General features: G+C 59.5%; 20 protein-coding genes and 1 pseudogene. 17 read left to right on the plus strand and 4 right to left on the minus strand.

The features are described from left to right. Positions 1-8 precede the first annotated feature (8 nt). From PMI03_RS02470 to PMI03_RS30830, 7 genes and pseudogenes are all read left to right on the plus strand, one after another. Positions 9-1,049 (plus strand): PotD/PotF family extracellular solute-binding protein, encoded by a 1,041-nt coding sequence (locus PMI03_RS02470; RefSeq protein ID WP_039973595.1) that lies wholly within the window; start codon positions 9-11, stop codon positions 1,047-1,049. Between the two features lie 6 nt (positions 1,050-1,055). After that, the gene (locus tag PMI03_RS02475) at positions 1,056-1,886 is read left to right on the plus strand and encodes an ABC transporter permease (RefSeq protein ID WP_309574305.1); all 831 of its coding nucleotides are present in this window, start codon (positions 1,056-1,058) and stop codon (positions 1,884-1,886) included. Continuing rightward, positions 1,879-2,709, plus strand: a complete 831-nt coding sequence (locus PMI03_RS02480; RefSeq protein WP_007689524.1) for an ABC transporter permease — start codon at positions 1,879-1,881, stop codon at positions 2,707-2,709. Before PMI03_RS02475 ends, PMI03_RS02480 begins: the two co-directional genes overlap by 8 nt. 52 nt (positions 2,710-2,761) lie before the next feature. After that, positions 2,762-4,186, plus strand: a complete 1,425-nt coding sequence (locus PMI03_RS02485) for a Xaa-Pro peptidase family protein (protein ID WP_007689526.1) — start codon at positions 2,762-2,764, stop codon at positions 4,184-4,186. Between the two features lies 1 nt (position 4,187). Then, the gene (locus PMI03_RS02490) at positions 4,188-4,859 is read left to right on the plus strand and encodes a flavin reductase family protein (protein WP_007689528.1); all 672 of its coding nucleotides are present in this window, start codon (positions 4,188-4,190) and stop codon (positions 4,857-4,859) included. Positions 4,860-5,435: 576 nt separating this feature from the next. Then, the gene (locus tag PMI03_RS02495) at positions 5,436-6,047 is read left to right on the plus strand and encodes a TIGR00730 family Rossman fold protein (protein ID WP_007689530.1); all 612 of its coding nucleotides are present in this window, start codon (positions 5,436-5,438) and stop codon (positions 6,045-6,047) included. Between the two features lie 510 nt (positions 6,048-6,557). Next, positions 6,558-7,332: pseudogene (locus tag PMI03_RS30830) on the plus strand (IS6 family transposase). A 334-nt stretch (positions 7,333-7,666) separates the two neighbouring features. Here PMI03_RS30830 and PMI03_RS02510 read toward each other — a convergent pair. The 4 genes from PMI03_RS02510 to PMI03_RS02525 all read right to left on the minus strand — a co-directional run bounded on the left by PMI03_RS02510 (position 7,667) and on the right by PMI03_RS02525 (position 13,050). Continuing rightward, positions 7,667-9,388: an ABC transporter ATP-binding protein gene (locus tag PMI03_RS02510; protein ID WP_007689535.1), complete on the minus strand. Its 1,722-nt coding sequence runs from the start codon at positions 9,386-9,388 to the stop codon at positions 7,667-7,669. A 9-nt stretch (positions 9,389-9,397) separates the two neighbouring features. Continuing rightward, the gene (locus PMI03_RS02515; RefSeq protein WP_007689536.1) at positions 9,398-10,327 is read right to left on the minus strand and encodes an ABC transporter permease; all 930 of its coding nucleotides are present in this window, start codon (positions 10,325-10,327) and stop codon (positions 9,398-9,400) included. Then, entirely contained in the window at positions 10,324-11,313 is a 990-nt protein-coding gene (locus PMI03_RS02520; protein WP_039973596.1) for an ABC transporter permease, read from the minus strand. The genes PMI03_RS02515 and PMI03_RS02520 overlap by 4 nt, the downstream gene beginning before the upstream one ends. A 108-nt stretch (positions 11,314-11,421) precedes the next feature. Further along, positions 11,422-13,050, minus strand: coding sequence for an ABC transporter substrate-binding protein (locus PMI03_RS02525; protein WP_007689540.1), 1,629 nt, complete (start codon positions 13,048-13,050; stop codon positions 11,422-11,424). A gap of 189 nt (positions 13,051-13,239) precedes the next feature. Between PMI03_RS02525 and PMI03_RS02530 the strand changes: the two genes are divergently transcribed. From PMI03_RS02530 to PMI03_RS02575, 10 genes are all read left to right on the plus strand, one after another. Then, positions 13,240-14,121, plus strand: a complete 882-nt coding sequence (locus PMI03_RS02530; protein ID WP_007689542.1) for a MurR/RpiR family transcriptional regulator — start codon at positions 13,240-13,242, stop codon at positions 14,119-14,121. After that, complete coding sequence (locus PMI03_RS02535) at positions 14,105-14,935, plus strand: N-formylglutamate amidohydrolase (protein WP_007689543.1); 831 nt, start codon at positions 14,105-14,107, stop codon at positions 14,933-14,935. The genes PMI03_RS02530 and PMI03_RS02535 overlap by 17 nt, the downstream gene beginning before the upstream one ends. A 12-nt stretch (positions 14,936-14,947) precedes the next feature. After that, complete coding sequence (locus tag PMI03_RS02540; RefSeq protein WP_007689544.1) at positions 14,948-16,228, plus strand: FAD-binding oxidoreductase; 1,281 nt, start codon at positions 14,948-14,950, stop codon at positions 16,226-16,228. Between the two features lie 26 nt (positions 16,229-16,254). Next, positions 16,255-17,688 carry an aldehyde dehydrogenase family protein gene (locus PMI03_RS02545; protein WP_007689545.1) on the plus strand — a complete coding sequence of 478 codons (1,434 nt, stop codon included), beginning with the start codon at positions 16,255-16,257 and terminating at the stop codon, positions 17,686-17,688. Between the two features lie 444 nt (positions 17,689-18,132). Next, positions 18,133-19,167, plus strand: a complete 1,035-nt coding sequence (locus PMI03_RS02550; protein ID WP_007689546.1) for an ABC transporter substrate-binding protein — start codon at positions 18,133-18,135, stop codon at positions 19,165-19,167. A gap of 6 nt (positions 19,168-19,173) precedes the next feature. Beyond that, the gene (locus tag PMI03_RS02555; RefSeq protein ID WP_034517407.1) at positions 19,174-19,986 is read left to right on the plus strand and encodes an ABC transporter ATP-binding protein; all 813 of its coding nucleotides are present in this window, start codon (positions 19,174-19,176) and stop codon (positions 19,984-19,986) included. Next, complete coding sequence (locus PMI03_RS02560) at positions 19,983-20,819, plus strand: ABC transporter permease (protein ID WP_007689548.1); 837 nt, start codon at positions 19,983-19,985, stop codon at positions 20,817-20,819. Before PMI03_RS02555 ends, PMI03_RS02560 begins: the two co-directional genes overlap by 4 nt. A 22-nt stretch (positions 20,820-20,841) precedes the next feature. Further along, entirely contained in the window at positions 20,842-22,200 is a 1,359-nt protein-coding gene (locus PMI03_RS02565) for an FAD-dependent oxidoreductase (RefSeq protein ID WP_007689550.1), read from the plus strand. Next, positions 22,197-23,354, plus strand: a complete 1,158-nt coding sequence (locus tag PMI03_RS02570) for a CaiB/BaiF CoA-transferase family protein (RefSeq protein ID WP_007689551.1) — start codon at positions 22,197-22,199, stop codon at positions 23,352-23,354. The genes PMI03_RS02565 and PMI03_RS02570 overlap by 4 nt, the downstream gene beginning before the upstream one ends. Then, positions 23,351-24,127, plus strand: coding sequence for an enoyl-CoA hydratase-related protein (locus PMI03_RS02575; RefSeq protein WP_007689553.1), 777 nt, complete (start codon positions 23,351-23,353; stop codon positions 24,125-24,127). The genes PMI03_RS02570 and PMI03_RS02575 overlap by 4 nt, the downstream gene beginning before the upstream one ends. Positions 24,128-24,159 lie beyond the last annotated feature (32 nt).

A 24,159-nucleotide genomic window follows, 5' to 3' on the forward strand; every position in this document is an offset into this window, starting at 1 on the left:
ACATGATGATGAAAGATTTTCAGATGAGCCGTCGTGGCTTCGGCTTTCTAGCCGCCGGTGCTGCCGTATCAGCCATGCTTCCTCTTTCCGCGCGCGCTGCAGGCGGCGGGGTGGTTGCCGCCACGTTCCCAGGCAGTTGGGAGGACGCTTACCGGACCGTCCTCACTCCGATGGTGCAGAAGGCTGGCTATGATCTCACGATCGCACCGGCCCTCGCGCAGGACCAACTCGCAAAGGTGATGGCGAGCCCCGGCAACCCGCCCTATGACACGCTGCTGATGTCGCCGGGCCAGATGGCCGTCGCCATCGAGAACGATCTGATCCAGAAAATCGATCCGAGTAAGCTCAGCAACTGGGGGATGCTCGATCCGCCGTTTCAGGGCGAATACGGGCCGACCGTGACCATCGAAGTCAACGGCATCGCCTACAATCCCGATCTCGTTCCGAAGCCGAAGGGCTATCGGGATCTCTTCGAGAACCCGGCCTATAGCGGCAAGGTATCGTGGACCGGCTTTGCCTCGAACACCGCGGTCATGGCCTATACGGAAATCGCCAAGATCTTCGGTTCCGGTCCCGACGACATGGATGCCGTCTTCAAGCTGTTCAAGGATCATCCGGAGCACCTGAAGGGCGTCGTCGACAGCACCAATCACCAGATGACGCTGTTCCAGCAGGGCGAAATCGCCGTCTTCATGTGCTCGACCGGCAACGTTGCCCGCCTCAAGAGCCTTGGTCTCAACGCCGAATTCGCCCACCCCGAAACCGGATCGCCAGCAGCCCCGGTCAACATCCATCTGACCAAGGGCACAGCCAATCTCGACGCGGCCTATGCCTATATGGATGCCGCCATCTCCAAGGCAGCCCAGGATCAGCTCAAGGAGCCACCGACGGAGATGTTCCCGACGAACAAGGACGTCGCGCTGACGACCGGCATCGAAGCCTATGTCACCCGCGATCAGATCAAGACGATGGTCTATCCGGACTGGGTCGCGATCAACAAGCACCGTCCCGACTGGATTCGCCAGTTCGATGCGCTGGTGGCTGGTTGAGGTGAGATGATGAAGGCGAGCGGCTTCCCATACGTCGTACCGATGCTGTTGCTGTCCGTGGCGTTCTTCGCGACGCCGCTCGCTGTTCTCGTCGGTTTCAGCTTCGCCGATCCCGGCGGAGCAACTCTCGAGCACTATGCCCGCTTCTTCGGGGATGCGTTCAATTTCCGTGCTCTCGTCAACACCGCGCGGCTTGGGCTTGAGACTGTTGTCGGCACCACGCTACTCGGCGTGCCGATCGCGCTGCTTTACTGGCACGGCGGCCGGAACCTGCGTCAGGTCCTGATTTTTCTGACCCTTATTCCGATGCTGACCAGCAACGTTGTTCGGACCTTCGCCTGGATCGTCATCCTCGGCCGCCAGGGGCCGATCAGTGAAACGTTGATGGCACTCGGCCTCACCGTAATGCCGACCAGCCTTCTGTTCACCGAACTCGGTCTGCTGATGGCCATGTGTCAGATCGATCTGCCGCTGATCATCCTGCCGTTGATTGCGATCCTGTCGCGCACGCCGGTGCAGCTCACCGAGGCGGCGCAGGTCTCGGGCGCCGGTCCATGGCGCGTTCTGGTAACGGTGCTGTTGCCGCTCATGCTGCCGGGTCTCTTGGCCGGCTGGATTCTGGTCTTTGCCAGCACCAGCAGCTCCTTCGTCACCCAGGCCGTGATCGGTGGTGCTCGAAACGTCTATGTTCCGCAGTTGATCTATCGCGAAGTCGGTACGCTGTTCGACTGGCCACTCGCATCCGCCATCGCGGTGGTGCTGTTGCTATCGACAGGCTGCCTACTGGTGGCCCTCACAATGATTTCCCGTCACAGAAGGTTGGTCGGTCATGCGTGATCCCAATAAGGGTCCAATCGGGGAGAGTCCCGTTCCGACCATGCTCTACAAGGCATTTGTCTTCGGATTTGGCGGCCTATGCGTGCTCTACCTCGTCGCGCCCATCGTGATCGCCCTGACGATGTCGTTCACATCGGGCCAGACGCTGAAATATCCGCCACAGGGCTTCTCCTTCAAATGGTATGAAGCTCTGCTGGACCCTGTGCAGTCTGCAACGGAACACATCGCCGCCTGGAACTCGCTGAAGATCGCCGGCCTCGCCGTTCTCGGATCGCTGCTCTTTGCGGTGCCGGCGACCATTGGCATGACGCGAATGAAGCGTAGCACCGTTGGCACGATCGAGCCTTTGCTTCTGGCTCCGCTCGTTCTGCCGAGCCTCGTCTATGGTCTTGCCGCCCTGATCGTCGCCAACTTCATCGGCTTGCGGCCTTCGCTCTGGCTCACGGTAGCAGGCCATATCGTCGTCTTCGGGCCGCTGATGTATCGCGCGGCGTCCGTCGTTGCGCAGGGTCTCAATCCGTCGCTTGCCGAAGCCTCCATTGTCATGGGCGCGAGCTGGTTCATGACGCTGCGGCGCGTGATCCTGCCGCTGCTGATGCCGGGCATCCTTGCCGGCGCGTTTCTGGTGTTCATCCAGTCGCTCGACAACGTCTCGGTTTCGCTTTTCCTCGCGGATGCTCGAACGACGGTGCTGCCACTGCGCATGTTCGCACTGATCGAAGAATCGCTCGATGTCCGGGTCGCGGCGATCTCCGGAATTTTGATCGCTGTGACTTTGGTCGGACTGCTCGTCGCCCGGCGCGTTCTGGCACCACCCCGGTAGGCCTGAACGGCCCGAACCCACCAAGATATTTGAACTTGTAAGGAATAGACCCATGAACATGCGTTCAACACCAGCAGGCGGTTATCGCATCGGATCGCTGCTGGCCGATTTCCAGCCGGATTTCGACTTCTCCGCCCCGCTGCCGCTTCCCGTTGAGGAGTTCGAGGATCGCCTTCGGAGAATCCGTCGGCAGGCTGTCGAAGCCGGTCATGACGCGATCATCGTCCACGCCGGCAGCGTTGGCTGGTTCCACGCTTCGAATGCCTATCTCCGCTATATCTGCGACTGGATGCGCGAGGGCGTGCTGATCATTCCGACCGACGCCGACAAGGCGCTGGTTCTGCTATCCTTCTTCACCCAGTCCGTTCTTTTGCCACCCGGAGGCGAACCTGTTCTCGTCGACGACATCTGGCAGATCGGCCCGATCGGTCGGGAATATTCCGACCGTCCTGGTGATTCCGTCATCAAGACAGCCGAGAAATGCGCCGAGGTTCTGGGCAATCTCGGTCTCGCCAAGGCCCAGATCGGCAGGATCGGCGATCGGACATCGTTGACTTTCTGGGCAGCGCTCGAGGAACTGCTGCCGAAGAACAAGTTCGTTGCCGACAATGCCATTCTGGATCGCATGCAGAAGGTGAGGTCGCCGCGCGAGATCGAAATCTTCCGTGCTGCCGCCCAGTTGATTAGCATCGGCACGCAGGCCGCCTATCATGTGACAAAGCCTGGTGTGACCGACCACGAAATCTACGCGGCTTTCACCCTTGCTCAGCTCGCGCTCGGCGGCGAGACCGGCGACGGCTACCAGATCGGCATCAACGAGTTCGGCACCCATTGCGGCAAGCCCTATGGCCACATTGTCCGGCCGGGAGACCTCATCAACCTCTATATCTCCAACGTGACCTATCGCGGTTACACGGCGCAGACGGCGCGGATGATCGCTGTCGGCGATATCACCAAGCGGCAAGAAGAGGTGCTTGCCGCCTGCACCGAGGGAGTGAAGCGCGCCGAAAAACTGATCAGGCCCGGCGCACTGATGCGCGATGTCAACAATGCCGCCTTCGAGCCGATGATCGAGCGGGGGATGCTGACATCGCCGGAAGCGCGAACCATGCCCTATAACTGGGCTCCGATGGAGGACGGCGGCGCCCGCCTTATCCCGCAGCAATATGTCAAAGACATCGACTTGGAAGCGCAGGGCCGCAAGCTCATGCATGTCTATCCAGCCACTCACGGACCGCATAATCCCAACCTCGGCCACTCGGTCGGCATGGCCGGTGGCCAGAACAGTTTCAACATCTCCTCGCACAACTACGACGCGATGGAGGAGGGGATGGTCTTCGTGCTGCACACGCAGTGGCTGGAGCCATTGTCGGCCGGCTGCAATATCGGCGACATGTATGTCGTCACGAAGGATGGCTTCGAGAACCTCAGCCGTCACACCCCGCTTGAAACTCACCGCATCGCTGCCGAGGCCTGACATGACCAACAACAAATCTCACACGCACTTCGATTTCGCCAAACTGACGGAGCGCGAGCGTTACAAGATCCTGATCGGCACGGTCATTCCCCGGCCGATCGCGCTGGTGACGACGGTGAGCAGGGACGGCAGGCCGAACGCAGGGCCGTTCAGCTTCTTCAACGTGCTGACCCATGATCCGGCGATCGTTGCCATCGGCGTCGAGAACTACTCGGACATGCGCTTCAAGGATACCGCCCGCAACATCCGCGAGACTGGTGAATTTACGGTGCATATCTGCGACGACGCGCTCGTCGATCAGATGGAGGTCTGCGCCATCAAGTTCGGCCCCGAGGTCGACGAGCTCGAGGAGGCCGGTCTGGCAACCGCGCCCGGCCAGATGGTCAAGAGCCCACGCATCCTCGCAGCGCCGGCAGCACTCGAATGCCGTCGCCACACCACCTTGCAGGTTGGCCCGGCCCGCGAGATTATCCTTGGCGAAGTTCTTGGTGTTTATGTTCGCAGCGATGCTATTGACCCGTCGAATCTGCATATCGATCAGCAGTTGATGGACGCCGTCGGACGGATGGGAGGTCACACCTATGCCAGGACGCGTGATCAGTTCGATATCAAGACACAGACAAAGGAGGAGTGGGCTTTGCGCCAGCCCAATTCCACGTCTGCGGTGGGATGAAGATTCCAGTCGCTTTTTCGGTGACTCTCGTGACGCTTGCTTGCCATTCGAGTAACCAAAGCGCGCCCCGCTGGAATGGGGTTGGATACACCCGTTGGCCAAATATAGCCAGTTCAAAGGCAGCTTTCTGATATGTGTCACCAAGAGCGGACGGTCTGCTGTCGGCACCAAAGCGGTCATTCTATCCAGGCAAAGCTGATGGCCGCACCTGAGGAATTTCAGACTGATGGCTTTTGCAACAACTGGGTCGTCGGTTCTGATCCCTTCAAGGCGGTCATTTGGAGATCGCATTCCACCGACAGCGTCTTAGTGAGGTCTGTACAATGCAGCATCAGCTTAGTTGCTGTGTGGTTGCACCCAAAGAGATTGATTTAACAACTTTGCCAGGTCCAGCTAACCCACTATGGAGGCTCGAGTTACGCCGAACGTATCTTTTTCCGACCCGATGAAACATTGGGACGGGGCGCAAGCAAAGACCGGGCGTTATTCCAATGCCAGTGACCTCTCGAGCGTAACTTGCCGCGGTTCTGTAAAGGGCCTTGACGCGAGGTGGGCGCATGTCATTTAACTGCCCGCATGAATAAAATACGTGCAATCTGCGTCTATTGTGGATCCTCCCCTGGTAACGATGCGGCTTATGTCGAGACAGGCGAGCGGTTGGGATCTGCCCTGGCAGCCGCTGGAGTGAAGCTGATCTATGGCGGCGGAACAACCGGCGTTATGGGTGCCGTCGCTGATGGAACATTGCGTGCTGGTGGCCAGGTCGGTGCGATCATTCCGAGCTTTCTTATCAATCGCGAAACGACCAAGGCGGCGCTGACCACGTTCAGTGATGTAACGATCACCGAGACCATGCACGAGCGCAAGCACAAGATGTTTGAGCGCTCCGATGCCTTCGTGGCCTTGCCGGGCGGTATTGGCACCGTAGAAGAGATCGTTGAGATCATGACATGGGGCCAACTCGGCCAACACCGCAAGCCGATGGTGTTCGCCAACATCAATGGCTTTTGGGATCCTATGCTTGGCATGCTTGATCATTTGCGCCGTACGGGTTTTATCCATAGCGGCCATCTGATGCAGCCCATTGTAGTTGATCGCGTCGAGGCGATCATTCCCGCCATCGTGGCGGCGGCCGAGGAAGTTGATATGTCCGGCAACGACACTCCGTCTGTCATCGACAAAATGTAGCGGTATCGAGGAACTGCCCGCTGCAATGCTACCCTTGAGTGGGCGCCCGACCACTGGCTTGAGGTGGGTAGTCTCCGCGCTTAAACGTCTTCCGGAAGGGCATGTTCGCCGTTGTCCGGCACGATGCCAGACGCCCTGAAGCCCCACGTGCCTTCGCTTCTAATTGGTTTTCGTTCAGGATCGATCTCCCTTTCGCGTCCTGCGGGCTTCGTTCCATCATCCAAAACCTTCGCATGGCGAGCGAGGGACATGAAGTCGGCGACCTCCACTGCTTGTGCAACGCGCTCTGGGACCGTCTGCCCAAAAGGCCACAGCGATCCGAGCTGACCACTTCAACTTTGTATGATGATGATGCCAAACGGGCATCGGCTATGGCTAAAAATTGTTCTTAGCAGCAGCGGCCGTATGCCCTTAAGGTCTCGTGGATCGGGCAGCAGGCCTAGGATCGGCTCTGTTGCAAAAATCGCGTTGACGTCCGAAAGAGCGCCGGAATTTTCAGCGAGACTATTGATGAGCGATTTCAAGTGGCGTCAATTTCAGGGTGAAGTGATTTTGTGGGCGGTGCGATGGTATTGCCGCTATGGGGTGAGCTACCGTGACCTTGAACAAATGATGGGCGAACGGGGTATGCCAGTCGATCATTCCACGATTTATCGTTGGGTTCAGCGATATGCGCCGGAGATTGAAAAGCGGTTGCGATGGCACTGGCATCGGCCGCAGTCAACGAGCTGGCGCATTGATGAAACCTATGTGAAAGTCCGCGGACAATGGACGTATCTTTACCGGGCCGTCGACAAATTCGGCAACACGATCAGATTTTTATCTGTCCCCGACGCGCAATGCCAAAGCGGCCAAGCGCTTTCTCGGTAAGGCCTTGAATGGCCTGAAGGGCTGGGAAAAGCCAACTGTCATCAACACCGACAAAGCTCCGACTTATGGCATTGCGATTGCGCAATTGAAGGCCGAAGGCAAATGCCCCGGAGAGCTTGTGCACCGACAGGTCAAATATCTGAACAACGTCGTTGAGACAGATCATGGCAGGCTGAAGCAACTGATCAAACCAGTCAGAGGGTTCAAGACGCTGAAAACGGCCTATGCGACAATCAAAGGTTTTGAGGTCATGCACGCTTTGCGCAAAGGACAGGCTGCGATTTTCAACCTGACGGGCGACGTCCGCGGAGAAGCACGCATCGTTGAACGAGCCTTTGGCTTCGGACCGAGCGCACTGACGGAGGCAATAGCACTGCTCGCTCAGAATCTCGAAAACAGCGAGGCTGCCAAGTAATCGACGTCCCAACCAACGGCCATCATAACCAAAAGGGAAATTTGTAACAGAGCCGACACGGCTGCGGTGCTGCGGCTTGGTGTGGTGGTGAACTGACCGGATGACAAGAATCCCATCCATCTGAGAGTCGCTGCGAAATCGGCATGGGCTTCTTCAGACGCCAACGTCGGTCTGTTCCCTGCAACGGCAGGGGTTTCGGAGATACGGGGTGAGTTTAGTATGGAATACCACATGATCACTCCATTAGCGGGTCACTGTGAAATGAGAATCCAGGTGAAAATCACGAAGAACTCAACACCGAACCCTCATCAAGAGGGCACGAGTATGGCGGTTTTCACAGTTTGGGTATCAAACGCAAAAGTTGCTTCGTGTAGGGGTGTTGTGGGTTCTGGAAGAGGTCATCCGCCGAGGCCGTTTCACAGAGCTGCCCCTGATTCATGACGGCGATCCGGTCGCACATCTGGCGGACCACGGGCAAATCGTGGCTGATGAACAGGATCGTCAAACCTAGCGTCTCCTGAAGGTCTTTCAGGAGGTTGAGGATCTGCGCCTGGATCGATACGTCGAGCGCCGAGGTGGGTTCATCGCAAATCAGAAAGCGCGGTCTCGTCGCCAATGCGCGGGCGATGGAAATGCGCTGGCGCTGGCCGCCGGAGAATTCGTGCGGGAATTTCCGGCCCGCCTCTTTGCCGAGGCCGACAAGATCGAGGAGGTCGGCGACCATGGCTTGGGTCTCGGCGCCATTCGCCGCGAGGCGATGATGCTGGATCGGTTCGGCGACGATCGCGTCCACCCGCATGCGGGGATTGAGCGAGGAGTAGGGATCCTGGAAAATCATCTGGATCTGGCGATGAAAGGCCTGGCGCACGCTGCCCCCGCCGATAGCCGTCAAATCCTCGCCCTTGAATGTTACTCTCCCGGAGGAGGGGCGGCAGAGCCCGGAAAGAACGCGCGCGACCGTCGATTTGCCACTGCCGGACTCCCCCACCAGCCCCAGAACCTCGCCTGTGCGGATATCGAGATTGAATTCCTTCACCGCATCAAAAACGGTCCTGTCGCGCGCCAGAAGCGCACGGCGGGTGACGAAGGTCACGCCCAGGTTCTCGATGGAGATCAGCGGTCTGTTGTCCGCCTGTTCGATGGCGTCATCCGTTTTACGGCCGAGCCAATGGGTGCTGACGTCGAAACCAGTAGGCTGCGAAGTCTCGGTCTTTCCATAGCTCGTTTCCGGGAAACGGTGCAGCTTGATATCGGCGCGCGGCACGGCGCCGATGAGGCTGCGGGTATAATCGTGGCGGGGCGCGTGGATGATCTGGTGCGTTTCGCCGGTCTCCACGATGTTGCCTCGATACATCACGGCGACCCGGTTCGTGGTCTCGGCGATGACGCCCATGTCGTGCGTCACAAGGATGACGCCGGCATTGCGCTCGGTGGCCAGTCGCTTGATCAGCTCAAGGATCTGCGCCTGCACCGATACATCAAGGGCCGTCGTCGGCTCGTCTGCGATAATCAGATCCGGATCCGTGCAGAGAGCGAGTGCGATCACCACGCGCTGACGCATACCGCCTGAAAACTGATGCGGATATTGCCGCATCCGCGTCTCGGCACCTGAAATCCCAACGGCAGTCAAAAGCTCGGCCGCCTTCGACTTGGCGGCTTTGGCGCTCATCGGCTTGTGGGCGCGAATGGTTTCCACTAGTTGCCGTCCTATCGTATAGAGCGGATTCAGGCTGGTCATCGGATCCTGGAAGATCATCGAAATGCGCGTGCCGCGGATCGCGCGCATGCGCCGCTCATTGGAAGGATCGAGCACCTCGCCGTCGAGTTTTATCGTTCCGGCCGTGATGCGGCCCGGCTGGTCGAGCAGGCCCATGATAGCGCTGCCGATCGTGCTCTTTCCCGCGCCGGATTCCCCGACGAGACCAAGGATCTCGCCGCGGCGAACCACGAGGTCGATGTTCTCGACCGCGACGAAGGTGCGGTTCCAGGCGGGATATTCGACCTTGATGCCGGACAAGGAGAGCAGCGGAGGCTTGTCTGAGATTTCTGCGGTCATCTTAAGCCTTCAACGCAGTTTCGGATCAAGCACGTCGCGCAGCCAATCGCCGAGCAGATTGACCGCCACGACCAGCAACGCCAGCGTGATGCCGGGAAAGAACACGAGCCAGCGTTCGCCGGAAAACAGGAAATTGTTGCCGATACGGATGAGGGTCCCAAGCGACGGTTCGGTTATTGGCACGCCGACGCCCAGGAAGCTCAGCGTGGCCTCGCCGAGAATGGCGGTGCCGAGATTGATCGTTGCGATGACCAGCACCGGTCCAAGCACATTGGGCATGACATGGCGGAAAATGATGACAGGGGACGAGCAACCCATGACGCGAGCGGCCTGCACATATTCCCTGTTCTTCTCGACCATGGCGGACGCGCGAACCGTTCTGGCCACTTGCGGCCATATCGATAGAGCCAGCGAAAGAACGATGACGAACAGTGCGAGTGCGTCATGTTGGTCCTTCGGCAGAATGCCACGGCTGATGCCGTCGACGAGCAGGGCGACCATGATCGCCGGAAACGTCATCTGGATATCGACCAGGCGCATGATGATAGCGTCGCAGATGCCGCCGAAATAGCCGGCGGCCAGTCCGCCAGCCAATCCGATCAGCACCGCAAGGCTGACCGATACGAAGCCGACAATCATCGAGATCCGCGTCCCGTAGATGATTGCCGAGAGCAGGTCGCGCCCCTGGTCGTCGGTGCCAAGGATGAAGCTCCAGCTGCCATCGGCCGACCACACCGGAGGAATGAGGGAATTCATGAGATCGATCGACAGCGGGTCGAAGGGATCATGGGGGGCGACGAGCGGGGCGAACAGAGCGCAGATGATCATGGTCCCAGCCACGACCGCCGCTGCGACGGTCACCGGAGAAAAGACGAATTTGTGCCATGCGGATGAGCGCCGGAGCCTGCCTAGAAGTCCGCTCATGCGTCGCGCGATCATGACGATGCCCTCCCGCCAGCATTGTCGACGCGTAGGCGCGGATCGACGGCATAATAGAGAAGGTCGACGGTGAGGTTGATGACGATGAAGATCAGCGCCACCATGAGCAGATAGGTCGACATCACCGGGATGTCCGCGGTGGATATGGACTGTAGGAAAAGCAGGCCGATACCTGGCCATTGAAATACGCTCTCCGTGATGATGCCGAAGGCGATGATGGAGCCTAGCTGCATGCCGGCGACGGTCATGACTGGCACGAGCGTATTCTTGAGCGCATGGCCGAAATTAATCGACCGCTCGCTCAATCCCCGGGCGCGGGCGAACTTGATGAAATCCGCCCGCAGCACGTCAATCATTTCCGAGCGGACGAGCCGCATGATGAAGGTCAATTGAAAAAGAGCGAGCGTGAAGGCCGGCATCAGGATCGACTTCCATCCGGACAAGGTCAGCAACCCGGTCGTCCACCAGCCCAAATGAACGGTCTCACCGCGCCCAAAGGTGGGTAGCCAGGCGAGTTCGACGCCGAAGAGGAGGATGAGCATGATGCCGATGAAAAAGGTCGGCAGCGAAATGCCTGCAAGCGAGACGACGAGAAAGACGCGGCTCAGCCAGCCTGTGGGATAGAGCGCCGTATAGATCCCCATCGGAATTCCCGCGACTGCGGCAAACAGAAAAGCCATGACGCTAAGTTCGAGGGTAGCTGGCAGCCGCTCGGCCAGGAGCGACCCCACCGGCTGGCCCATCTGATAGGATATGCCGAAATTACCCTGCAACACCTGCAGGACGAAACGAGCAAACTGGACAGGCACGGGATCGTTGAGACCCAGCTGCTGACGCAACGCCGCACGCTCGGCCAGCGTTGTCTCCTGCCCGACCATTTGCGCGACGGGATCGCCAATATAGCGAAACATCAGAAAGGCGAGCATGGCGACCGCCAAAAGGACGATGGCGGATTGCAGGAGCCGGCGGAGAAAGTAGTTCATCATCACAGCCTCGCTGTGTAGCGCTTCCTTGCCTGTCGTCAGGCGGAATGGGAAGCAAATCAAGCGGCGGCTTCCGCCCGGGGTAAAAGTCCGGGCGGAAGCTTTGAGGCATTATTTGGTGATCTTGACGTAACGCCAGTCGAAGACATCGTCGGCGCGCTGCTTGAGCTCGACGCCGTCCCGCACGCCCCAGGCGAGCCACTGTTGATGAAGCGGCAGATAGGCGATATCGCCGGTCGTGATCGTCCAGACCTGCTTGATAAGGTCGTTGCGCTTCTTCTGATCGGTCTCCTTGAGGATCTGATCGGCGAGCTTGTCGACTTCGGGATTGCAATAGCCGCCATAGTTCGACTTGCCGTTCGTCACCTTGTCGCGTTCGCCCTCGGCCCAAACCTCGGAGGATGGAGACACGCGCGGGCACTGATGCAGCGAGTTGATCGGCGCCCAGCTATCGAAGCTCGGGGGTGTCGAGCCGATGAGGCCGAGGCTGAAGTCGAGCTTGGGCGCCAGAACCTTGTCGAAGAATTTCGTCTTGGTCTGCGCGTTGACCTTCACCTTGATGCCGACCTTCGCGAACATGTTGCCGACGGCGACGCAGATCGCTTCGTCGTTCACGTAACGGTCGTTCGGGCAATCCAGTCCGATTTCGAAGCCATCCGGATAACCCGCCTCGGCCAGAAGCGCCTTCGCCTTTGCCGGATCGTAAGGGATGCGCTTGAAGCTCGGGTCCGAACCGTTGATGCCGGGCGCGACCATCAGGGCCGTCGGGGTGGACATGCCGCGCATGACCTTGCTCTTCAGCGCCTCGATGTCGATTGCGCGGTAAAGCGCCTCGCGGACGCGATGGTCCTTGAGCGGGTTCTTGCCCTTGATGTTGGAATAGAGAAGTTCGGGGCGGAATTGATCCATGAAGAGATAGACCGTGCGCAACTCCGGACCGGTGATCACCGTGGTGCCGGGATTGGCCTTGATGCGGTCGATATCCTGGAGAGGAACCGGCGTGATCATGTCCAGCTGGCCGGAAAGCAGAGCCGCGACGCGTGTCGCTGAATTCGGGATCGGCGTGAAGATCACATCCGTCACATTATCCTGTCGCGACGATGCCCCCCACCAGTCGGGATTGGCAACCAGCACCGTCTTGATGCCCGGTTCGCGCGAGGTAAGCTTGAATGCTCCGGTTCCATTCTCGTTCAGCGTTGCGAAGCTTTCCTCGCCGCCGGCCTTTTGCGGGCCATGGTCGTTGTGCTTTTCGGCCCAGGCCTTCGACATCATGTACCAGTTGCCCCACTGATAATAGATGATCGGGTTCGGCACATCTGTGACGAAATCGACGGTGTAATCGTCCACCTTGATAACTTTGGTATCCGGCGAAAGACGGTTCTTGAAATCCGAACCGGGGGCGCGGATGCGCGCCGCGGAGAAAAGGACGTCATCGGCTGTAAACGGGCTGCCGTCGTGGAACTTCACACCCTTGCGGAGATGAAAGCGCCAATGAGTTGGTGAAAGCGTTTCCCAGCTTTCGGCCAGTGCCGGCTCGATCGATAGGTCAGCTGCGCGCCGGACAAGGCCCTCGTAGACATTGCCGAGAAAGCCCGAACTAAAGGTCTCGTCGATGACGTAGGGATCGAAGGAGGTGACGTCTCCCTGTGCGCCGAAACGCAATGTCGCGGAATGCGCGGGCAGGACTGAACTGGCAAGCAGACTGGCCGCCAATATGGCGTAAATTCTGAATTTCTGCATTTCGCATTCCCCTCTTTGCGGAAACATCTGCACCGTGGCGGACAGGGCCGCACCGATGGATATTTTCCTATATTTTGCGATTATAGTAAGAGAGTTTGCATCATCGTCAACGGATTTCTGTAGCAAATAATATCAAAATCGATTGACGATGCGAAAATCTATCATATTCTAAAAGAAAATGAGGCGAGCGTGACAATCAAGGATATTCTCAGCGGTAACGAAGTGAAGCTGACGTCGGCCGAGAAAAAGGCCGTCAGGGCGTTGCTCGGCAATTATCCGGCCGCCGGCCTGGGGACGGTCGCCGGATTTGCATCGCGCGCAGGCGTCAGCGTTCCCACGATCCTTCGTCTCGTGACCAAGCTGGGGTATGGCGGTTATGCGGCGTTCCAGAAAGACCTGATCGAGGATGTCAGTGAGCAGCTGAATTCGCCGCTATCAATGATCGACACCCGCGCTGCCGCCGCAGGCTCCGACGACATCTATGTCAGCATCATGCACAATCTGGCCGATGCGCTACGCCAGACCGCGGCGGCGTATCGTAAGCAGGATTTCGATGCGCTTCTCGATCTGCTCAGCGACGAACGGCTCGCCGTTTATTGTATTGGTGGACGCTTCAGTTCGGTTCTCGCGCAGAGGCTCTGGATGCATCTCAGCCAGCTTCGCCCCGGTGTCTCTTTCATCGAGACGCTTTCGGCGCGGCTTTTCGATCGTGTCATCGATTTCAACAGCCAAACGACGCTCATCGTTTTCGACTACCGCCGCTATCAGAGCGATGTGGTCGAGTTTGCCCGGCTTGCCAAGGAAGCGCGGGCGCGGATTGTCCTGTTCACCGATCGCTGGATGTCGCCGATCAGCAATTTTGCCGACCATGTGCTTGTCTCGCCGGTCGAGACGCTGTCGGCCTATGATTCCAAGGTCGTGGCCTTCGCGCAATGCGAAGCGATCATCGCCTCTCTTGTGAAGCGCAGCCCCGACAAGATCCGCGAGCGGCTTGCGACGATCGAAGCCCTTCGCCGCAAGGGCGAAACGCAAATACACCAGACAGAAGTAAACGATGACAAGAAAACCTGACAATGCGGCGCCAACAGAGTGCAGCTTTGAAGTGCTTAATCCCGGCGGTTCGTTTCCAGGACTTATCGTCTGCGACCACGCAAGCAGCGAAGTGCCTGCAAAATACCGGAATCTCGGTCTGGGCGAAGAGGATCTCGACAAGCATATCGGGATCGATATCGGCATTGCGGACGTCGTCCGAACGCTTTGCCAAAGGCTGGATGCGACCGCCGTGCTCACCCGCTATTCGCGGCTGCTGCTCGACTGCAATCGCTGGATCGAGGACCCGAGGCTGATCCTTGCGGAGAGCGATGGGATCCTCGTTCCGGGGAACTCCGATGTGACCGAGGCGGAGAAAGCGCAGCGTGCTGAAGCCTACTTCTGGCCCTATCATGGAGCGGTGAGCGAAGCGCTGACGAACCTCGTCGTCCGCGAACAGCATCCCTTCATCGTCTCCTTGCACAGCTGCACGCGCAGGCTGGGGCAAGAGCTTCGCCCTTGGGATGCAGGCACCATATGGCACGAGAGCAATGTCCTCTCAGATGCACTGATCGCGGCACTTGCGCAACGCGGCGACCTGAAGCTCGGCGACAATCAACCCTATTCCGGGATCGGCGGCACCTTCACCATCGACTACCACAGCTGGAGCACGGGCATTCCCGCTTGCGGGCTCGAAGTCACCAACGACCTTCTCTCAACCCCGGAAGGCCGATCGGAATGGAGTGACCGTTTGACGGACGCTCTGGGCGACCTCGCCTCGGCGCGTGCAAGCATATGGAACAAGCACAATGGTATCGAGCGAGCCTCCTCGCCGCGCCACCTTTCCACAAGTTGACGAGAGCACGCTATGACCAAGATCGGAAGCCTGTACGAAGACACGGCGCCGCCACCGCCGTCAACGGAGCGCCTGCAGGGCGACCATGACGCCGATTTCGTCGTCATCGGTGCTGGTTACACCGGTCTCAATGCCGCCATCCATGCCGCCAAGCGCGGTGTCCGGACGATCGTGGTCGAGGCGAATGGTGTGGGTCACGGCGGTTCCGGCCGCAATCACGGCCACTGCGTTCCGGTTCTCGGCTTCATCAATCCCGAGAAAGCGGTCGAGACACTGGGCAAGGAGCGCGGGGGCCGCTTCACGCAGATCGTCGCGGATTCCGCCGCGAAGGTTTTCTCGCTGGTGCGAGAATACGGCATCGATTGCGAGGCGGCACAGACGGGCGCGTTGCAGCTTGCCCATAGTCCTGAGGCAATGTCTGTCTCGGCCCGCCAGCATGCCTTCTATGAGCGCCTGGGAAAGAATCCGGTTCTGCTCGACCGTGCCCAAGCGGTGGCGATGACCGGTTCCGAGAGCTTTCACGGCGGCTGGATGCACCCGGATGGCGGTCATCTCAATCCGCTCGCCTTCGTCCGCGGCCTCGCTGCTGCCGCGATAGGCGAGGGCGCCGGGATCTATACGCACTCGCCCGTAACATCGATCGAGCGTAATGGCGACGTATGGGTGGTGACCTGCCCGGCAGGCAGGGTGCGGGCAAAGCGTGTCGGCATTGCCACTAACGCCTATACGGGCGGGCTGTTTGCACCACTTGGGCGGTCGTTCTTCCTGATGTCGTCCTATGCGATCGCCAGCGAACCGATTGATCCAGAGCTCAGACGAACGATCCTTCCGGGCAACCAGAGTGTCGGCGATACGCGGCCCGATGTGCGCTATTTCCGCTTCGACAGGCAAAATCGTCTTGTTCTCGGCGGGCTCGTGGAGCCTGTGCTGGGAACTAATTTCGAAAAGACGACGGCCTTCATGGCAAAACGGATGAAAAATCTGTTTCCACAACTTCATGACTTGAAATGGCGCCACCACTGGAGCGGCAAGATTGCGATCAACCTGGATCGCACACCGCATCTCTACAATCCAGCCGAGGGTCTTTTCGCGCTCGTCGGCTATTCCGGACGTGGCGTGCCGACGGCAACCGCGCTCGGCGAAGTGCTGGGCGAAGCGGGCTGCGGAATGGCGGCGCGGGAACTGCCCATGGAGATTTCGGAGCTGAAAAGCCTTTCGACCGCTCCTCTTTTGTCCACCCTCGTGCCGTTGTTGCGCGGGCCTATCAATCGTCTCCGCTCCCGCTGGCAATGAGCGGCGGAAATCGAGGTATCATTCCCATGCAGAAGACCGACTTCTATATTGACGGCGCCTGGGTTCAGCCCGCGCGGCCTCATCCCTACGATATCGTCTCGCCGTCGGACGGAACGATTTCCGCGACCATTTCGCTGGGGAGCGCCGATGATGTCGACAGGGCAGTCGCGGCCGCGCGTCGTGCCTTCGAATACTGGAGCCAGACGGATTTCAAACGGCGGGTAGGGCTGCTCGAACGGCTGCAACAGATCTATGCCGCTCGCTCCGAGGAGATGGCGCAGGCAATTTCGCTCGAAATGGGTGCGCCGATCACCTTTGCACGCCAGTCGCAGGCAGATGCCGGGCGCAGTCAGATCAGCAATTTCCTCGCAGCAGCGAAGGAGTATCAGTTCGAGCATGCCATGCGCGCCGACGGTTCCGGCGATCAGATCCTGCACGAGCCGATCGGCGTCTGCGGGCTGATCACGCCATGGAACTGGCCGATCAACCAGATCACGCTGAAGGTCGTGCCGGCCCTGCTGGCCGGATGCACCGTCGTCCTCAAGCCGTCCGAAATCGCCCCGCTTTCGGCCATGCTGTTTGCGGAGATGATCGATGAAGCCGGCTATCCGGCAGGCGTGTTCAATCTTGTGAATGGCGACGGCGCCACCGTCGGGGAGGCGATCTCCGGTCACCCCGGCATCGATATGGTCAGCTTCACCGGCTCGACGCGTGCCGGCGTTGCCGTCATGAAGCGGGCGGCCGAGACCGTGAAGCGCGTGACGCTGGAGCTTGGCGGCAAGTCGCCGAACGTCGTCTTTGCCGATGTCGATATCGAGGAGACGATCACGCGCGGTGCCAGAGCCTGTTTCTCAAACGCCGGGCAATCCTGCAATGCGCCGACGAGAATGCTCGTCGAGCGACCGATTTATGAAAAAGCGGTGGCGCTTGCCGTGAAGGTGGCCCATGATCTTGCGGTTGGAGCGCCCAATGCCGAGGGGCCGCATATAGGTCCGGTCATTTCGATGAAGCAGTTCGACAAGATCCAGGGGCTGATCCAGGCAGGCATTGCCGAGGGTGCGCGGCTTGCAGCCGGCGGCCCCGGTCGACCGGAGGGGCTTGCCACAGGCGCTTATGTTCGCCCGACGGTCTTTGCCGATGTCGACAATGACATGACGATCGCCCGCGAAGAAATCTTTGGCCCCGTGCTGTGCATCATACCTTTCGATAGTGAGGCGGAAGCCATCCGGATCGCCAACGACACACCTTACGGCCTCAACGCGCAGGTCCAGTCAAAAGACCTCGTGCGGGCACGCCGGGTGGCTCGCGCGATCCGGTCTGGAATGGTGCAGATCAACGGCGCATCCAGGGCGTCCGGCAGCCCTTTCGGCGGGGTCAAGCAATCTGGCAACGGCCGGGAAGGCGGCATCTGGGGGATCGAAGAATATCTGGAGACGAAGTCCGTCAGTGGTTGGGGGTGAGCCAACACGCATGTCGTTTTGCATTTAATCGGGCGCATGACCATCCTTGCCCGGCGTTGAGCCCATAGGATAACAGCGTCACACGAATTGAGGCAGAACCTGGTTAACTGCAAGACGACAAATCAGCTTCAGCTCAGCGGTGGTGCGGGGATCAGCAAATGTGCGGAATTCAGTCTTTGATAGGCCGCTTATTTTGTTGCTGCCCTTTGCAGGCTATCCAAAAAATCAATCTCCGGCATCCACCGCTGGGTTAGCTCTCAGTGGAAATCAACAGCAGTGATCTCCGTGCATCCTGTCCGATTGCGTTGCCTTTTTAGCAATTCATATAGCGAATAATTGTTCTTTATTAGAACGCAAAAATTCCCCATCCTCCCTCTCATTCGGCAAATGAGCTTCGGTACACGACGATAAAGTCGGGCCGCGGGAACAAATAGGGGAACTATTATGTCTCATTTCATGATGAACCGCCGTCGCTTCATATCCAATGTTGCAACGGTGGGCGGTCTGGCCGCAGCGCAGACCCTGATCGGCGTGCGGGCTGGCCTAGCTCAGGACGTCGCCCAGGTGAGAATGCAATTGGGCTGGCTGGCCTCGAACGGCGTGATCGGCGAAGTGGTTGCGCAGAAGAAGGGTTTCTTCAAGGAGCAGGGTGTCGAGCTGGAGATCGTTCCAGGCGGCCCGAATGTCGACGGCGTCGCCGGTGTCGCCGCCGGGCAATCGACGCTCGGACAGATCTCCTCCAGCCCATCGGTCATGCTGGCGCGCTCCGCGGGCATCCCAGTCAAAGCCTTCCTCGCCGGCTATCAGAAACATCCCTTTACCTATTTTTCGCTGAAGAAAGCGCCCATCCGCGAGCCGAAGGACATGATTGGCAAGACGATCGCCACGCAGCCGACGGCCTTCATTCTGCTCCGCGCCCTGCTCGCCAAGAACGGGATCGCAGAAGATCAGGTCAAGATGGTCAATATGGGCTCGGACATGAACCAGCTTCTGACCGGTCAGGCCGACGCTGTCACCGGCTGGGTCACCAACATCAATGCCCTGCAGGTCCTGGGTGACGACCGTATTGACATGATGCTTTGGGACGCCGGGCTGCAGCTTTACGCCAATGTCTATTACACCACTGACGAACAGCTCGACAAACATGCCGACGTGCTGATGCGCTTCACCACGGCGGCCGCCAAGGGTTGGGGCTATGTTCGCGACCATCCAGAAGAGGCCGTCGACCTGCTGGTCGAGACCTATCCGAACCTCGACAAGGCGAGCGAACTCAAAGCCGTCGGACCGATCGCGAACTTCTCCTTCGGCGACACCACCAAGCAGTTTGGATGGGGCGCGATGAACAGGGAAAACTGGGCGGCGCAGATCAAGGCCTATGCCGATCTCAAACAGTTTACCGGTACGGTCCCAACCGTGGACGACGTCGCGAGTTTCGCCATTCTCGACGCGACAGCTGATATCCGCAAACAGGTTGGGTAAATGGTCATGATTGCCGCTGCCACTGTCAAACGGCCCGATGCGTTATCAAACATATCGCCGCTCGCCGTATCCGTCGCCAATCTGGATGTCCGCTTCGGTGACAAGGACAATCAGATCACCGCTCTTTCCAATGTGTCGGTGAATATTCCCGAGGGGGCGTTCGTGACGATGCTCGGCCCATCGGGTTGCGGAAAATCGACCCTGCTGCGCTGCATCGCCGATCTCGTGCACATCAGCGGCGGTTCGATCTCAGTGCTCGGGCGCCCGCCGCGCGAGGCACGAGAAGGACGCGATTTCGCTTTCGTGTTCCAGGACGCCACGCTGTTGCCCTGGCGCAGCGTCATCGACAATGTTCGCCTGCCGATAGAGGTCGGCAAGCATGCGGCCGGCTCTTTTGCCGATCCGGCGGAGCTGCTGGCGATGGTTGGCCTCAAGGGACGTGAAAACGCCCTGCCGCATGAGCTTTCCGGTGGTATGCGTCAGCGCGTCGCCATCGCCCGGGCGCTGGTCACGCGGCCGCGCATCCTCTTGATGGACGAGCCCTTCGGCGCACTCGACGAAATCACCCGCGACAAGCTGAACGAAGAATTGCTGCGGCTCTGGCAGGAGACGGGCACGACGATCGTCTTCGTCACCCATTCTATTCCCGAGGCTGCCTTTCTCGGTCAGCATGTGCTGATGCTTCAGGCGCATCCGGGCCGTGTGAAGGAGTTCATGAAGGTCGATCTTCCCTATCCGCGTTCGCTCGCCATGCGCGACACGGTGGAGTTCATTCGGGTGACGGCGCATCTGCGTGCTTTGCTGGAGGAATGCCTATGAGCAATGTGGTCTCTTCCGGAGCGCGCTCCGCGCCACCATCCATGCCGCGCAAACTCGCGATCCTCGACGCCACCGTCGGCATATTGTCCAAGAACCTGCCGGCTATCCTGGCCGGTATTGGGCTGGTGGTACTGTGGCAATTGGTGATCTGGATCTTCAAGATTCCGACCTTCATGGCGCCGAGCCCGGCCGATGTCGTGCTTGCCTTCCGTGACAATGCCGCGACGCTGTGGCGGAACTTCCTGCCGACCCTGCTGGAGGCTGCTCTCGGCTTTCTGTTCGGCAATCTCGTTGCCATCCTGCTGGCCGTCTGGTTCGTGCACAGCACAACGGCGGAAAAGGCGTTCTACCCAATTGCTGTCTTTATCAAGGCGATCCCGATCATCGCGCTTGCACCTATTCTCGTGCTGATCTTCGGCAATGGGTTGGCGCCGAAAATCATCATTGCCGGCCTGATCTGTTTCTTTCCGACGCTGGTCAACATGGTGCAGGGTCTACGGGCGGCAAGTCCCGCCATGCTCGACTTGATGCGCGTTCTCTCCGCCACCAATTCGGAGATTCTCTGGAAAGTGCGGCTTCCAAGCTCGCTGCCCTTCCTGTTCGCAGCCCTGAAGATTGCTGCAACCAGCAGCGTCATGGGGGCGATCGTCGCCGAATGGATCGGTTCAAGTTTCGGTCTCGGCGCCCTGATCATCGAGGCCACCTATAATTTCCGCTCGCCGCTTCTCTACGCAACCGTGGTGATCGCAGCGCTTCTGGCGGTGATCCTGTTCGTCCTTGTCTCGATCGTCGAGGCAAAAGTGGTGCGCTGGAAGCCTGCCGGATCGCATTGAGCGCGTAACCAGGAGAAAAACAATGATTGAGATAATCCATCAGCCCGCGCGCGACATTAAAGTGGTCGATCGCTCCGACGTCGTTGTGGTCGGCGGCGGCCCTGCCGGGATTGCCGCGGCGGTGTCGGCGGCCCGCAACGGCGCCAGCGTAACCCTACTGGAGCGCTATCCTTATGTCGGCGGTCTCGCCGCCGGCGGCATGGTGCTCGTGCTAGACGACATGATCAACGAGCTTGAGGTCACCGTGCGAGGCATTTGCATGGAAATGATCGAGCGCATGAAGGTCTGGGGCTTGTGCGTCACACCGACAGACCGCGATCGCCTGATCGAGTTTCGCGAAACGCCGGAAGCCTGGCAGCGCTGGGCACGCTGGGGCCTGTTCGATTTCCATACGCAGTCCATGCCGCATCCGATCTGCTTTTCGGCCGCCTTTGATCCGGATGGCTTCAAGCGTGCAGCCTATGACATTCTGGGGCTTGCCGGCGTCAAGCTCAGAACCCATAGCTGGTTTTCCTCGGCGATCGTCGAAGGCAAGACCATCAAGGGTGTGATCTGCCAGACCAAGGCGGGGATGGAGGCGATCCTCGGCGATGTCGTCATCGACACCACCGGCGATCTCGATGTTGCCGCCAGCGCCGGCGCTTCGCATGTCGAATCCAACTTCATCCTGACGACGGTATCGCGCTGGGGCGGTGTCGACACAGACGCGGCGGAGCGGTTCGAGCGTGAGGATCCGGAGGCCTTCAAGCTGGTCGATCACGAGGCCAAGCGCCTGATCGGCGGTTGCTGGTCCTTCTGGTGGCTGAAGACGCCGTTGCCCGGTATCGTCTGGCTCAATTGCCCGCATATGCCAAAATTGAGCGGCCTCAGGGTTGAGGATTTGACCCAGGCGGAGCTGGAAGGCCGTGCCCGCATCGCCCGCTTGCTGGATTTCGCGCGTGAAAAGATGCCCGGCTTTGAGAAAGCCTATGTCGTTGATTTCGCGCCTCAGACCGGCGTGCGCCAAACCCGGCTTCTGGAAGGCGACTATGTCGTGACCAAAGACGATGTGATGACCAGGAGACATTTTGCCGACACGGTCTGCCGTGGCCGCGATTATTACACACCTTATCGCGCAATGCTGCCGAAGGAGATCGATCAGCTGATCGTCGCCGGCCGCCACTATTCGGCGACACCGCAGGCACAGAAATCCAGTCGCGAAATCCCGCCTTGCATGGCGATGGGCGAGGCGGCGGGTGTTGCCGCCGTTGTCGCACTCAATGCCGGCACGACCGTGCGCAGGGCCGATATCAAGGCAATTCAGAAACAGATGCGAGCGCAGGGGGCCGATCCCGGCGACGTACCGTCCGAAAACGCTACCTATTTGGAGGCCGCAGAATGACCAGTCTTCCCCTCGACGGCATCCGCGTCATCGATTTCACCCAGGTCATGCTGGGACCATCCTGCACCCAGGTTTTGGCCGATTACGGCGCCGAGGTCATCAAGATCGAGAAGGTACGCATCGGCGATCTCTCCCGCTGGTCGCTCGGCTCCGATCCGGATGGCCTGAACAACCCGGTCTTCTGCTCGCTGAACCGCAACAAAAAGAGCCTGGCGCTCGACCTGAAACAGCCCGAGGCACGCGATACCGTGCTCACCCTGCTCGAGACGGCCGATGTCGTCGTCAACAACTTCCGTCCTGGTGTCATGGAGCGTATGGGCTTCGGCTTCGAGGAGCTGAAGAAGATCAACAAGCGATTGATCTACGCCGTCGGTACCGGTTTCGGCCTCACCGGCCCATACCAGCACAAGGGCGGACAAGACGTGCTGGCACAGGCCGTGTCGGGTGTCATGCGCCGCAAGTCGGACAACAGCCACCCGACCTCGATTTATGCCACGCCGCTTGCGGATTATTCCGCTGGCATGCACCTAGTTCAGGGTATTCTTCTGGCATTGCTGCAACGGGATAAGACAGGTGAAGGCCAGCAGGTCGCCGTTAGCCTTTACAACTCCATGCTTGCCATGCAGATGCAGGAAGGTACCACGCACCTGATGCGCCAGAAGGATCTCAACTGGGGTGCTTTCCCGCTGACCGGCGTGTTCGAAACCACCGACGGCGCCATCGTCATGGTTGGCGCCTTCAAGCAGAACCCGTTGCAGGATATTTGCAACGCGCTGGAGATCGAGGACCTGTCGCAATATCCGCATTACAAGGATTTCGACGCGCAGATGGTGCGGCGGCCGGAATTGCAAGCGATCTTCCGCGATAGTTTCGCCAGGCACACCACGGCGCATTGGCTGCAACGGCTGGAGGATGTGGACATTCTCTGCGCACCGGTTCGATCCCTGCCGGAAGCGCTCAAGGACGAGCAGACGATCATCAACAAGATGATCCTGGAAGCTGGTGAAACGGCGGCCGGACCGATCCGTCTGATCGGCTCGCCGATCGACATGTCGGCAGCGCAGGTGACGGTGCGTATTTCGCCACCGCAGCTTGGCCAGCACAATGACGAGATTCTCGGCTTTCTCGGCAGCCTGCGGGGGGATGCGGCATGAGTGTCGGCTTCTCGGTCGAAAATCGCGTAGCCCGCGTCACCCTGGATCGTCCCGATCGCATGAATGCTGTGGACGCCGCGACAGAGCAGGAGCTGGAGGGGATCTGGCGTGAGATCGAAGCGCGCGACGACATCAGTTGCGTCGTCCTGACCGGGGCGGGTGAGCGTGCCTTTTGCGCCGGCGCCGATCTGAAGGGCGGGAGCGGGAGTTCTGGCCTCGATTATTGGGCGGCGAGCCGGGAAAACGGCTTTGGTGGACTGGCGTTTCGCCGGTCTCTCGACGTGCCTGTCATAGCCCGCGTCAACGGCTTTGCGCTCGGCGGCGGCTTTGAGATGGTGCTCGGCTGCGATATCGTCATTGCGGCGGAAACCGCGCGCTTCGGCCTGCCGGAAGCCCGCGTCGGGCGCATGCCGCTGGATGGCGGCATGGTGCTCCTGCAGCGAAAGATCGCGTTCAACCGGGCGATGGCCGTCATGCTGACGGGCCGGCAGTTCAGCGCCGCTGAAATGGCTGGGTTCGGGATTGTCAATGAAGTCGTTCCTAGTGCCGAACTCGACGCTGCCGTCGATCGTTGGGTTGCCGATATCGTCGCTTGCGCGCCGTTGTCACTGCGCGCCATCAAGCAGACTGTGAACCGGACTGGTCATCTGAGCCCTACGGAGGCGCAAGCCTTGCGTACGCCGGCGCTGATCAAGGCGCTGCAAAGTGAGGATGCGCTGGAGGGTGTCGCTGCCTTCCAGCAGAAGAGAGCGCCCGTTTGGCGGGGGCGATGAGCGTGATATAGCTTCCGGCATATCGAGAGGCT

The sequence above is a fragment of the Rhizobium sp. AP16 genome, assembly GCF_000281735.1.
GTDB classification, from domain to species: domain Bacteria; phylum Pseudomonadota; class Alphaproteobacteria; order Rhizobiales; family Rhizobiaceae; genus Rhizobium; species Rhizobium rhizogenes.